The 12,811-nt window shown below is 70.9% G+C and carries 8 protein-coding genes; 3 read left to right on the plus strand and 5 right to left on the minus strand.

Annotated features, from left to right (window positions below):
• Positions 1–91: 91 nt before the first annotated feature.
• The 5 genes from ACZ7L4_RS36690 to ACZ7L4_RS36710 all read right to left on the minus strand — a co-directional run bounded on the left by ACZ7L4_RS36690 (position 92) and on the right by ACZ7L4_RS36710 (position 8,715).
• Entirely contained in the window at positions 92–856 is a 765-nt protein-coding gene (locus ACZ7L4_RS36690) for a GNAT family protein (RefSeq protein ID WP_472109383.1), read from the minus strand.
• A 62-nt stretch (positions 857–918) separates the two neighbouring features.
• Entirely contained in the window at positions 919–1,434 is a 516-nt protein-coding gene (locus tag ACZ7L4_RS36695) for a hypothetical protein (RefSeq protein WP_472109384.1), read from the minus strand.
• A gap of 154 nt (positions 1,435–1,588) precedes the next feature.
• On the minus strand, positions 1,589–5,128 hold the full coding sequence (gene mfd, locus ACZ7L4_RS36700) for a transcription-repair coupling factor (RefSeq protein ID WP_472109385.1): 3,540 nt from the start codon (positions 5,126–5,128) through the stop codon (positions 1,589–1,591).
• A 216-nt stretch (positions 5,129–5,344) separates the two neighbouring features.
• A complete protein-coding gene (locus ACZ7L4_RS36705) occupies positions 5,345–7,930 on the minus strand; it encodes an ABC transporter permease (protein WP_472109386.1) in 2,586 nt (861 codons plus the stop codon).
• Positions 7,927–8,715, minus strand: a complete 789-nt coding sequence (locus tag ACZ7L4_RS36710; protein WP_472109387.1) for an ABC transporter ATP-binding protein — start codon at positions 8,713–8,715, stop codon at positions 7,927–7,929. Before ACZ7L4_RS36710 ends, ACZ7L4_RS36705 begins: the two co-directional genes overlap by 4 nt.
• A 297-nt stretch (positions 8,716–9,012) precedes the next feature.
• Here ACZ7L4_RS36710 and ACZ7L4_RS36715 point away from each other — a divergent pair, with 297 nt between their 5' ends.
• From ACZ7L4_RS36715 to ACZ7L4_RS36725, 3 genes are all read left to right on the plus strand, one after another.
• Positions 9,013–10,581, plus strand: coding sequence for an MDR family MFS transporter (locus ACZ7L4_RS36715; protein ID WP_472109388.1), 1,569 nt, complete (start codon positions 9,013–9,015; stop codon positions 10,579–10,581).
• 116 nt (positions 10,582–10,697) lie between these two features.
• Positions 10,698–11,105, plus strand: a complete 408-nt coding sequence (locus ACZ7L4_RS36720) for a DUF485 domain-containing protein (protein ID WP_472109389.1) — start codon at positions 10,698–10,700, stop codon at positions 11,103–11,105.
• A complete protein-coding gene (locus ACZ7L4_RS36725; protein WP_472109390.1) occupies positions 11,102–12,739 on the plus strand; it encodes a sodium/solute symporter in 1,638 nt (545 codons plus the stop codon). The genes ACZ7L4_RS36720 and ACZ7L4_RS36725 overlap by 4 nt, the downstream gene beginning before the upstream one ends.
• Positions 12,740–12,811 lie beyond the last annotated feature (72 nt).

Genomic DNA, 12,811 nt, shown 5'->3' on the forward strand with positions numbered 1-12,811 from the left:
CGGCTTCGGAAAATGGGGGGAGTGGACGCGGCACGCGCTCAACGCGCGTGCCGCGTCCGCGTGTTCACAGGGTTCACAGCGGTTCACGGGTTCACACGGTGTGCCGCACCCACACGTTCGGCTCGACGTACACGGCGTAGTCGTGCTCGGGCTCGCAGCGCACCGGCACCAGCGCGGCGGGGACCTCGACCGGGCCCTCCTTGTCGAAGGGGAGACCGGTCCAGTTCCGCCACTCCGCCAGCGATCCCGCCACGACCATCGAGGCGGGCGCCACCTTCTCGATGACGCCGCCCGCCCGTACGTGCACCCGCAGCCAAGGGTCGTGCGGCAGCCCGTCCGCCTCCCGCACCCGGAACGCGTACTCGCCGATGGGCGCCCGGGGTTCGAGGTGCTTGGCGCTCGGCCGCACCGGAGCGACGACCTCGGCGAAGCCGCGGGCGCGGGCGTTCTCCCGCATCGCGGCCAGCATCCGGCCGGAGAGTCCGCGCCCCTGACACTCCGGCGCGATGGCGATCTCGATGGCACTCACGGTGTCCGGCGCGACCCCGGCGGACCGGTCGGCGAACGCCCACTGCAGCACCTGGTCCCAGCCCCCGTCCGGCAGCGCACCGCGCCCCTCACCGTGCAGCGCGAACGGCACGCTGTACGCCTTGGCGACCACGGCCCCCTCGGCGTCCGTCGCCACGAACGCGTACTCGGGCAGCTCCTGCCAGATGCGCCGCAGAAAGGTCGCGGCGCACGCGTCGTGCCCGATGAACGCGGGCCAGGTGTCCGGCATCGTCCACATGGCGAGGGCGAGTTCGGGCCGCTCGGCGAGGGTGGTGATCGTCAGGTCCGTGCCGGGGTCGGGGCTCATGCGCACATCGTGCAGCGGACGGGTCCGGGCCGCAGCCGGTTTTCCCGCCCGCGCCGTGTGTGTCAGGCGTAGACCCAGCGGTTGGAACCGGAGCTGAAGGTGCACTTCACGATGCGGCCGTTGGCGGCGTGCGTGGTGCGGCCGACGTCGGCGTTTCGGCAGAACTGGCCCGCGTTGTAGCAGTTGCCCGCGTTGGAGACGATCTCGCAGGTGGGCGCGGCCGGCTTCGGTGCGGCGGTCGTCCGCGTGGGCGCCGGGGCCTGGGTCGTCCTGGTCGGCTTCGGGGCGGGGGCCTGCGTCCTCGTCCGGGTCGGCGTGGGCGTCGCCCTGGGGGCCTTGGGAGTCGGCGAGTGCGTCGTCCGGGTCGGGCTCGGCGTCGGGGTCGGCGACTGCGTGGACGGGGTGGGGCTCGGAGTCGGCGTCGCGGAGACGGACTTCGAGGGCCGCGCGTCGGCGACGTCGTCCGTTCCGGAGCCGGCCCCGCAGGCGCCGACGGCCAGGGACAGGGCAAGGGCCCACGCGGCGGCGAAGCCCGCGGAGCGTCTGCGTATCGACGACTGGCCAGATCTGTTGAACATGTGGACCCCGTGTGGAGAAAGCGTGAAGAACTGCGGTCGTCGCGCACAGTAATCCACGAGGCGCCGCACGGGGAGCCTGTTCGGTTATTTGGGGCAGGTGAAAACAGGTGGGGGCGGGCCGACGCCCGCCCCCACCTGTTGATCGGCCGGAGGGCTACGCGCCCAGGATCGAGGTCAGGAACTCGCCGACCCACGCCAGCAGTTCGCGGCCGACCACCGGCTTGCCGCCCATCTTCTTGGGCTTCGGGCGCGGGACGAGGAGCTGGCCGGTGGCCGACTTGATGACCGTGCCGGGGTAGAGGCGCTTGAGGCGCAGCTCCTGGGACTCGCGCAGCTCCACCGGCGCGAAGCGGATGTTGTTGCCCTGGAGGACGATCTCGCCGACCCCGCAGGCCCGCGCCAGCATCCGAAGACCCGCCACGAGCAGCAGGTTCTCCACCGGCTCGGGCAACTTGCCGTAGCGGTCGACGAGTTCCTCGCGGACGTGCTTGACGTCCTCCTCCGTGTTCGCGGAGGCGATGGCGCGGTAGGCCTGGAGGCGCAGCCGCTCCCCCGGCGCGTAGTCGTGCGGGACGTGCGCGTCGACCGGGAGCTCGATCTTGACCTCCAGCGGCGGCTCCTCCTCGACGCCGCCTTCCAGCGAGGCGCGGTAGTCCGCGACGGCCTCGCCCACCATGCGTACGTACAGGTCGAAGCCGACGCCCGCGATGTGACCCGACTGTTCGCCGCCGAGCAGGTTGCCCGCGCCGCGGATCTCCAGGTCCTTCATCGCGACGTACATGCCCGCGCCCATCTCCGTGTGCTGGGCAATCGTCGCGAGACGCTCGTGCGCCGTCTCCGTGAGGGGCTTCTCCGGCGGGTACAGGAAGTACGCGTAACCGCGCTCGCGGCCACGGCCCACACGACCGCGCAGCTGGTGCAGCTGGGAGAGGCCGAAGTTGTCGCCGCGCTCGACGATCAGGGTGTTGGCGTTCGAGATGTCGATGCCGGACTCGACGATCGTCGTCGAGACGAGGACGTCGAACTTCTTCTCCCAGAAGTCCACGACGACCTGTTCCAGGGCCTGTTCGGACATCTGGCCGTGCGCCGTCGCGATCCGCGCCTCCGGCACGATCGCCCGGAGCCGCGCCGCCGCCTTGTCGATCGACTCGACGCGGTTGTGGATGTAGAAGACCTGGCCCTCGCGCAGCAGTTCGCGACGGATCGCCGCGCCGATCTGCTTCTCCTCGTACGGGCCGACGAAGGTGAGCACCGGGTGTCGCTCCTCCGGCGGCGTGGTGATCGTCGACATCTCGCGGATGCCGGTGACCGCCATTTCGAGCGTACGGGGGATGGGGGTCGCGGACATCGTCAGCACGTCGACGTTGGCGCGGAGCTTCTTCAGCTGCTCCTTGTGCTCGACGCCGAACCGCTGCTCCTCGTCGACGATGACCAGGCCGAGGTCCTTGAACTTGGTCTCGGAGGAGAACAGGCGGTGCGTGCCGATGACGATGTCGACCGCGCCGTCCTTGAGGCCTTCGAGCGTCGCCTTCGACTCGGTCTCCGTCTGGAAGCGCGACAGTGCCTTGACGCTCACCGGGAACTGGCCGTACCGCTCGGTGAACGTGCCGAAGTGCTGCTGCACGAGCAGCGTCGTGGGCACGAGGACGGCGACCTGCTTGCCGTCCTGGACCGCCTTGAAGGCGGCGCGGACCGCGATCTCCGTCTTGCCGTAGCCGACGTCGCCGCAGATCAGGCGGTCCATCGGGACCGTCTTCTCCATGTCCTCCTTGACCTCGGCGATCGTCGTCAGCTGGTCGGGCGTCTCCGCGTACGGGAACGCGTCCTCCAGTTCCCGCTGCCAGGGCGTGTCCGAGCCGAAGGCGTGGCCGGGCGCCGCCATGCGCGCGGAGTACAGCTTGATCAGGTCGGCCGCGATCTCCTTGACGGCCTTCTTGGCCTTCGCCTTCGTCTTGGTCCAGTCGGCGCCGCCGAGCCGGTGCATCGTCGGGGCCTCGCCGCCGACGTACTTGGTGATCTGCTCCAGCTGGTCCGTCGGGATGTAGAGGCGGTCGCCGGGCTGGCCGCGCTTGGCGGGCGCGTACTCGACGACGAGGTACTCGCGGGTCGCGCCCTGCACCGTGCGCTGCACCATCTCGATGTAGCGGCCGACACCGTGCTGCTCGTGCACGATGTAGTCGCCGGATTCGAGGGTGAGCGGGTCGATGGTCTTGCGGCGCCGCGCGGGCATGCGGGCGCCTTCCTTGCCGGCGGCCCGCTGCCCGGTGAGGTCGGTCTCGGTGAGGACGGCGAGCTTCAACGCCTGGTCCACGAAGCCGAATTCGAGGCTGCCGCAGGACACCTGGACGACGGACGGCGCGAGTTCGCCGAGGTCCTTCTCCAGGCGGGCCGCGATGCCCTCGCCGCCGAGCACCTCCACGGTGCGGGTCGCGGGGCCGTGGCCCTCGGTGACGTAGACCGCGCGCCAGCCGTCGGCGAGCCAGCCCTTGGTGTCGGCGAGCGCGCGGGCGGTGTCGCCGCGGTACGTCTCCGGGGCGTGCATGCCGAGCTGGAGGGTGTCCGTGTCCGAATCCGTGCTCGCCTCGTCCGCCGCGAACGGGGACACCGACCACCACATCATCCCGAGCTCGCGCGCCCGGTCCCGGACGTCCGCGATGGCCCACAGGGACGCGGCGCCGACGTCGATGGGGGCCTTGCCGCCGGTGGCGGAGGCCGCCCAGGACGCCTGGAGGAACTCCTGCGACGTCGCCACCAGGTCGGCTGCGCGCGTACGCACTCTCTCCGGGTCGCAGACGATGGCCATCGCCCGGGCCGGCAGCACGTCGAGCAGCAGCTCCATGTCGTCGACGAGGACGGGGGCGAGGGACTCCATGCCCTCGACGGCGATCCCCTCGGCGATCTTGCCGAGCAGTTCGCCCAGCTCCGGGTGCTGTTCGGCGAGCTCGGCCGCGCGGGCGCGGACGTCGTCCGTGAGCAGCAGCTCGCGGCAGGGCGGCGCCCACAGGCCGTGCTCGGCGATCTCCAGGGAGCGCTGGTCGGCGACCTTGAAGTAGCGGATCTCCTCGATGTCGTCGCCCCAGAACTCGACGCGGAGCGGGTGCTCCTCCGTCGGCGGGAAGACGTCGAGGATGCCGCCGCGCACGGCGAACTCGCCGCGCTTCTCGACGAGCTCGACCCGGGCGTACGCCGCCGCGGCCAGCGCCTGGACGGTCTCCTCCAGGTCGGCGCTCTGCCCGGTGCGCAGGGCCACGGGCTCCAGGTCTCCGAGGCCCTTGACCTGCGGCTGGAGCACGGAACGGATGGGGGCGACGACGACGGAGACCGGGCCGGTCTCCGGGTCGTCGGTGCTGGGGTGCGCGAGGCGGCGCAGCACGGCGAGGCGGCGGCCGACGGTGTCCGAGCGCGGGCTGAGCCGCTCGTGCGGCAGCGTCTCCCACGAGGGGTACTCCACGACGCCGTCGGCCGGGAGCAGTGAGCGCAGCGCTGCCGCCAGGTCCTCGGCCTCGCGCCCCGTGGCGGTCACCGCGAGGACGGGGCGCTTCGCCTCGCGGGCGAGCGCGGCGATGGCGAAGGGGCGGGAGGCGGGTGGGCCCACCAGGTCGACGTGCATCCGGTTGCCGTCACCGGCGGCCTTCACCGCTTCAACGAGGGCCGCGTCCTTGACGACGGCGTCGAGCAGTCCGTGCAGGCTCATGGAGAAGGTCCGTCCCGGGTCGGAGGGCAACGCGAAGGGCCCGACACGTGGTACGGGCCGGGGGTTCCCAGCGTACGTCTTCCTCCGGGGGCTCACCCGTTTGATCCGTTTCGCCCCGCCCGGGTGTGGCAGCCCCCGCGGCGTTGCGGTCGCGGGGCTCCGCCCCGGACCCCGCTGCTCAATCGCCGCAGGGGCTTGATTTGGCTCACTCTGCGCTTACTCCGTCGCGATCGCGCCCAGGACGTTCATGCGGCCTGCCCGGAACGCCGGGATCAGGGCGGCGAAGAGGCCCACGAAAGCCGAGGCTATGAAGACCGCGGTGATGGTCGGCCAGGGGATCTCCAGGACGCCGAGGCCCTCCAGGGCCAGGAGCTGCTGGGCCGTCGCGCCCCAGCCCATGCCGAGGCCGAGGCCCAGGAGGGCGCCGAAGACGGCGATGACCACCGACTCCAGGCGGATCATGCGGCGCAGCTGGCGACGCGAGAGGCCGATGGCGCGCATCAGGCCGATCTCCCGGGTCCGCTCGACCACCGAGAGGGCCAGCGTGTTCACGACGCCGAGCACCGCCACGATGATCGCGAGCGCGAGCAGCCCGTAGATCATGTTCAGGAGCTGGCCTATCTGGTCCTTCAGCGTCTGCTTGTAGTCGGTCTGGTCCTTGACGTGGACCGTCGGATCGGCGGCGACCGAGGCCTTGAGCGCCTTGTACGCCTGGTCGGCCTTGCCGGGCTCCGCCTTCGCGAACATCATCCCGTTCAGCGGCATCCGGTCCGCCGGCAGGTAACTCGCCGCCGTCGTCAGGTTCGTGTACATGGCGCCCTTGTCGAACGTGGTGTCGTCCGAGGTGACGGCCGCGATCCTGAGCTTGGCGGTGCGCCCGTGGTCGAAGGCGACGGTCATGGTGTCGCCGACCTTCACCCCGTGCTTCTCGGCGAAGCCGGAGCCGACCGACATCGCGTCCTTCCCGTACGCCGCCGACAGCTCGCCGGAGGTCGTCTCGCGGCGCAGGTCCTGGGCGTAGGTGGGGCTGGCCGCGACCAGCTCCTCCGACTTCTTCGCGCCGTTCGGCGCGGTCAGGTCGGCCTTGACGTACTTGACCTCCGTGACGTGGGAGACGTACCCGTCCTGCTCGACCTGCTTGAGCTCGTGGGCCGCCTGCGGCTTGATGCCGCCCTGGCCCTCGACGATGTAGTCCGCGCCGACCGACTTGTCGAGCTCGCTGGTCGCCGAGGCCACCATCGAGGAGCCGACGACGGAGAGGCAGGCGACGAGCGCGAGACCGATCATCAGGGCCGCGCCGGTCGCACCGGTGCGGCGCGGGTTGCGCAGTGCGTTGCGCTCGGCCATCCGCCCGACGGGGCCGAAGATCCGGAGCAGGACCGCGCTGATCACGCGGACCACGACGCCGGCGAGCAGCGGGCCCACGACGACGAAGCCGATGAGCGAGGCGACGATGCCGACGCCGAGCCACAGCGCGCCCTCGCTCGCCTTGTCGGCCTGCGCGGCGAGATAGAGGGAGAAGCCGCCGCCCGCCGTGAGGGCGACGCCGATGATGCCGCGTACGACGCCCGCCTTGACGTCGGCGGGGGTGCCCGCGTCGCGCAGCGCCGCCATCGGGGAGACCTTGCCCGCGCGGCGGGCCGGCAGATACGCGGCGAGGACGGTGACGACGATGCCGAGCAGCAGCCCGATCGCCGGGGTCGTCCACTTCACGGTGAGGTCGTCGGTCGAGAGGTCCATGCCCATGGAGGACATGAGCTTCATCAGGCCGATCGCCAGGCCCATGCCCGCGCCGACACCGAGCACCGAGCCGACGACGCCGAGCAGCAGCGCCTCGACGAGCACCGACCGGTTGACCTGCTTGCGCGAGGAGCCGATGGCGCGCATCAGGCCGATCTCGCGGGTGCGCTGGGCGACCAGCATCGAGAAGGTGTTGATGATCAGGAAGATGCCGACAAGGAAGGCGATGCCGGCGAAGCCGAGCAGGGCGTACTTGATGACGTCCATGAAGGAGCCGACGTCCGCCGCGTTGGCGTCCGCGGCCTCCTGCTGGGTCTGGATCTTGTACGTGCCGTCGGCGCCGAGGCCCGCGGCGACGTCCTTCTTGAGCTGCGCGTCGCTGACACCGTCGGCGGCGGCGACGTTGATCTGGGTGAACCGCCCCGTCTTGCCGATGAGTTCGTGCTGCGCGGTCGCGGTGTCGAAGTAGACGACGGCCGCGCCGGGGTTGGTGACCTTGAAGGAGGCGATGCCGGTGATCTTCGCCTTGATGTCACCCGAGGCCGTGATGGTGCGCAGCTCGTCGCCCATCGCGAGGTGGTGCTTCTTCGCCGTGTCGGCGTCGACCATCACCTCGGTGGGGCCGCGCGGCGCGTGCCCGGAGGTGATCTCCATCGAACGCAGGTCGTTGTGCGTCCAGTTGCCCGCGATGGTGGGGGCGCCGGTCGTGGACCCCATGTTCTTGTTGTCGGAGTTCACCACCGTCACGTTCATCGAACTGACCGCGCCCTCGGCGGACTTGACGCCCTCGGCCTTCCGGACGGTCGCGAGCGCGGACGCGGGCAGCGCCTCGGGCCGACCGGTGGCGCTGCCCTCGGCCTCGGCGTCCTTGGGACTGACGGTGACGTCCGACGCGGTGGCCGTGAACAGCTTGTCGAAGGTCTTGTCCATCGTGTCGGTGAACACGAGGGTGCCGCAGACGAAGGCGACCGAGAGCAGGACGGCGACCGCCGAGAGGGCCATCCGGCCCTTGTGCGCGAAGAAGTTGCGCAGGGAGGTCTTCATGACCGTGTTGGCACTCATGACGTGCGACCCCGGGCGTCGAAGTCCTTCATGCGGTCGAGGACGGCCTCGGCGGTCGGACGGGCCATCTCGTCGACGATGCGGCCGTCGGCGAGGTACAGGACGCGGTCCGCGTAGGAGGCGGCGACCGGGTCGTGCGTGACCATCACGATCGTCTGCCCCAGCTCGTCGACCGAGCGGCGCAGGAAGCCGAGGACCTCGGCGCCCGCCCGCGAGTCGAGGTTTCCTGTCGGCTCGTCACCGAAGATGATCGACGGCCGGGAGGCCAGGGCGCGCGCCACGGCGACCCGCTGCTGCTGACCGCCGGAGAGCTGCGTGGGCCGGTGCTTCAGGCGCTCGGCGAGCCCCACGGTCTCGACGACCTGGCGCAGCCACGCGGCGTCCGGCTTGCGGCCGGCTATGTCCATCGGGAGCGTGATGTTCTCGATCGCGTTCAGCGTCGGAAGCAGGTTGAACGCCTGGAAGATGAAGCCGATGCGGTCCCGGCGGAGCTTCGTGAGCTTCTTGTCCTTCAGGCCGGCGATCTCGGTCTCGTCGAGGAAGATCTGTCCCGACGTGACCGTGTCCAGGCCCGCCAGGCAGTGCATCAGCGTCGATTTACCGGAGCCCGAAGGGCCCATGATCGCGGTGAACCGGCCGCGCGCGATGTCCACGTCGACCTGGTCGAGCGCGACGACGCGGGTCTCCCCCGACCCGTACGCCTTCACCAGTTGCCGCGCTCGCGCGGCGACGGCCGAACTCTGTCCAGTGCCCCCGTGCCTGGGGATGGTTGCAGCCGTAGTCACGGTAAGTCTCCTAAGTCGGTCACGCGTCGGATGCGTGGAACAACGCCTTGTGCGGCCAAGTCTGGTGGAGCGGGGTGCCCCGGCGCGTTGCAGAAAAGCCCCGTCTTTTCCGGGGGAAAACCCCACCCCCCAAACGCTACGAAGGTCCCCGCGCCCCCTCGTCCTCCAGCGGGACGACCCGACCCTGCCCCCTTCTACGGAGCCCCCCTTAGGGGAGGTCCACCCCTCGGTGGACCTCTACTCAGGGTCGCCTCCACCCGCCTAAGCTCCTGACGTAGATACGTGCAGGGGGAACGCATGCAGGGAACCACCGACCGGCGCCGCGCGGCGGTCGTCGCCGCGCTGATGCTGAGCATGGCGCTCGCCGCGCTCGACACGACCATCGTCTCGACCGCGGTGCCGCAGATCGTCGGCGACCTCGGCGGCTTCTCCGTCTTCTCCTGGCTGTTCTCGGGCTATCTGCTCGCGGTCACCGTCACCCTCCCCGTCTACGGGAAGCTGTCGGACACCTTCGGCCGCAAGCCCGTGCTGATCGCGGGCAGCGTGCTCTTCCTGGTCGGCTCGCTGCTGTGCGCGTCCGCGTGGAACATGGGCGCCCTGATCGCCTTCCGGGTGGTCCAGGGCCTCGGCGGCGGCGCGATCCAGGGCACGGTGCAGACCCTGGCCGCCGACCTCTACCCGCTCAAGGAACGCCCCAAGATCCAGGCCAAGTTGTCGACCGTGTGGGCCACGTCATCGGTCCTCGGCCCGGCGCTCGGCGGGCTGCTCGCCTCGTACGCGGGCTGGCGCTGGATCTTCCTGATCAACCTGCCGATCGGCGCCGTCGCCCTCTTCCTCCTCGTACGTCATCTGCACGAACCCCGGGCGGACCGGGAGCGCACGGAGCGGCCCCGGATCGACTGGGCGGGCGCGCTCGCCGTGTTCGCGGCCGGCGGGGCACTGCTGACCTGGCTGGTGCAGGGCGGCGTCGCCTGGTCGTGGGGGTCCGCGCCCTCGATCGCCCTGCTCTGTACGGGAGTTGCCCTCATCGGCGCCGTGTTCGTGATCGAACGCAGGGTGTCCGAGCCGATCCTGCCGGGCTGGGTGTGGCGGCGGCGCACCATCGCGGCGGTCAATCTGGCGCTCGGCGCGATGGGCCTGCTGATGGTGGCACCGACCGCGTTCCTGCCGACGTACGCGCAGTCCGTCCTCGGCCTGTCCCCCACGGCCGCCGGCTTCGTGCTCTCCGTGATGACGCTGAGCTGGCCGGTCTCCGCGGCCCTGAGCCAGCACGTGTACCGCAGGATCGGCTTCCGCGACACGGCCGCGCTCGGCATGGCAGGGGCGCTCGTGCTGCTCGCCGCGTTCCCGCTGCTGCTGCCGTACCCGGGCGAGGTCTGGCAGCCCACGCTGCTCAGCCTGCTGCTCGGCGCGACCCTCGGCCTCTTCCAGCTCCCGCTCATCGTCGGCGTGCAGTCCACGGTCGGCTGGGCGGAGCGCGGCACCGCCACCGCGTCGGTGCTGTTCTACCGACAGATCGGGCAGACGGTCGGCGCCGCCGTCTTCGGCGCGGTCGCCAACGGCGTGATCTCGGCCCGCCTCGGCTCCGGCGCCGACCTCGACTCGGTGGCCCGCGACAAGGGCGCCGACGGGGTGCGCCGGGCGATCGACGCGGCCGTCGACTCGGTGTACGTCGGCGCGGCCTGCGCCGCCGCGGTCGCCCTGCTCGTCCTCCTGACACTGGCCCCGCGGCGCTTCCCCGTCCTGGAATCGGAGCCTCCCGATCCCATAGCGGACGGCGGCGATCAGGAAAAGTCATCCGCCGTACAAGTCCCCCACCAGCAACACTCACCTCACGTACAAGAAAAGTCGCCCCGCACGGACTGATCGTTCGACTAAACGCTCCCCAACTCGTCTACCTACGAGTAACGTTCCGGCTCCCCACACACTCCCTGCGGTCCGCCCAGTCCCCGGCGGACCCGAGCCACGCAAGGAGAACAGGGATGTCGTACCAGCCACACCCATCGCGGCCCCATCCGTTCCAGCCGTACGCCAACCCCCACACACCGCCCCGCTCGCAGCCCCACTCCCACCGCCTCCCCCGCCACCCCGACGCCCCCAGCGGCGAACTGCGCCTGCTGCGCACCGCCTACCGCTGGCAGCGCCGCGTCGCCACCCTCACGGCGCTCGGCTACTTCACGCTGTTCCTGCTGCTCTCCGCGTTCGCGCCGGGCCTGATGAACCGCTCGGCCACCGGCGGCCTCTCCACGGGTCTGCTCATCGGCCTGTGCCAACTCCCGGTCACCTGCCTGGCGTTGCTCCTGTACGAGTACACGGCCCGGCACCGCGTGGACCCGCTCGTCCACCGCATCCGCCGGCAGTGCCGCAAGGGCGGGGGCTACGCGCGATGACCCCAGGTCAAGCCGTCGCCGCCGCGTCCACCGACGCCATGTCCCTGGTCTCGTTCACGGCGGTGGCGACGATCACGCTGCTGCTGTGCATCATGACCGGCCCCGACCGCGACGGCCTCGAGGAGTTCTACACCGGCTTCGGCCGCCTCGGCCCGATCCGCAACGGCCTGGCCATCGCGGGCGACTACATCTCCGCGGCCACCGTCCTCGGCACCGGCGGCGTCATCGCGTTGCTCGGCTACGACGGCGTGGTGCTCGCCCTGAGCACCGCGCTCTCCCTGATGCTGCTGATGTTCCTGCTGGCCGAACCGCTGCGCAACGCGGGCCGGTTCACCATGGGCGACACGCTCGCACGCAGGATGCCGGGCCGCTCCGTACGCATGGCCGCCTGCGCGGCGACCATCGCGGCCCTGATGCCCATGATGCTCGTCCAACTGGCGGGCGCAGGCGATCTGTTGGCCTTCCTCCTCGGCTTCACCAACGAGGGCTTCAAGACGGCCTGCGTGATCGCGCTCGGCGGGCTCATGATCAGCTACGCGGCCATCGGCGGCATGAAGGGCACCGCCGTCATCCAGATCTTCAAGATCGTGATGCTGCTCGGCTCGGGCGCGGTGATCGCCGTACTCGTCCTGCGCCGCTTCGACTGGGACCCCGGAACCCTGCTCGCCGCCGCCGCACGCGGCAGCGGGGCGGGCAACGGCTATCTGACCTCGGGCCTCCAGTTCGCGCACAGCCCCACCCCCCGCCTCGACATGATCACTTCGGAGCTGACGGTGGTCATCGGCGGGGCCGCGCTGCCGCACGTCACGATGCGCATGTACACGGCCCGGCACGCGCGCGAGGTGCGCCGCTCGATGACCTGGGCGGTGTCCGCGGTCGGAATGTTCGTCCTGGTCATCTCCGTGGTCGCCTTCGGCGCGACGGCGATGCTCGGCGCTCCGGCCATCGCGGCGGCCGACCGCCAGGGCAACACGGCGTATCTGCTCGGGGCGCGGGCCGTCTTCGGCGCGACGACCAGCACGGGCGAGTCCCTGCTGTTCACCGCCGTCACCACGGCGCTGTTCCTGACACTCCTCGCCTCGGTCGCGGGCATGATCCTCGCCTGCGCCAACTCCCTGGCCCACGACGTGATCGCGTACGCCAAGCGGGACCTGACGGACCGTACGGAACTGTCGATCGCCCGGATGTCGGCCCTCGGCGTCGGCGCCTTCGCGATCGCCCTGGCCTGCGTCTTCCAGCACCGCAACCTGCAGCCGCTGGTCACGCTCTCCTTGTGCCTGGGCGCGTCCGCCATCGCCCCGGCCCTCGTGTACAGCCTCTTCTGGCGGCGCTACACGCGGGCGGGCCTGCTGTGGACGCTGCTCGGCGGCACGGCGGCCTGCGTCGTCCTGATGACCGGGACCAACCTGGTGTCGGGCTCGCCCACGTCGGCGTTCCCCGGCATGGACTTCAACTGGTTCCCGTTCACGTCGACGGGGCTCGTGTCCATCCCGCTGGGCTTCCTGTTCGGCTGGCTCGGCACGGTCCTCACGGACCGGCGCAGGGCCGACACCCAGCGACAGCAGTACGAGGCCGTGGAGGCGTGGATCCTGGCGGGCTCGCCGACGGCGCCGGGCGAGAGCACGCGGCACTGAGCGCGCCCCAGCGCTACTTCTTGCTACCGAGATTCATTCGTAGTGCATCGGGCTTCGGCCCGGTGGTGAAGC

The sequence above is a fragment of the Streptomyces sp. NPDC107575 genome, from assembly GCF_055657265.1.

Coding starts and splice junctions, on each gene's coding strand:
- mfd (WP_472109385.1), bottom strand. CDS start 5,128: ATGAGCCTGCACGGACTGCTCGACGCCGTCGTCAAGGACGCGGCCCTC.
- ACZ7L4_RS36705 (WP_472109386.1), bottom strand. CDS start 7,930: ATGAGTGCCAACACGGTCATGAAGACCTCCCTGCGCAACTTCTTCGCG.
- ACZ7L4_RS36725 (WP_472109390.1), top strand. CDS start 11,102: ATGACCCCAGGTCAAGCCGTCGCCGCCGCGTCCACCGACGCCATGTCC.
- ACZ7L4_RS36715 (WP_472109388.1), top strand. CDS start 9,013: ATGCAGGGAACCACCGACCGGCGCCGCGCGGCGGTCGTCGCCGCGCTG.
- ACZ7L4_RS36690 (WP_472109383.1), bottom strand. CDS start 856: ATGAGCCCCGACCCCGGCACGGACCTGACGATCACCACCCTCGCCGAG.
- ACZ7L4_RS36720 (WP_472109389.1), top strand. CDS start 10,698: ATGTCGTACCAGCCACACCCATCGCGGCCCCATCCGTTCCAGCCGTAC.
- ACZ7L4_RS36695 (WP_472109384.1), bottom strand. CDS start 1,434: ATGTTCAACAGATCTGGCCAGTCGTCGATACGCAGACGCTCCGCGGGC.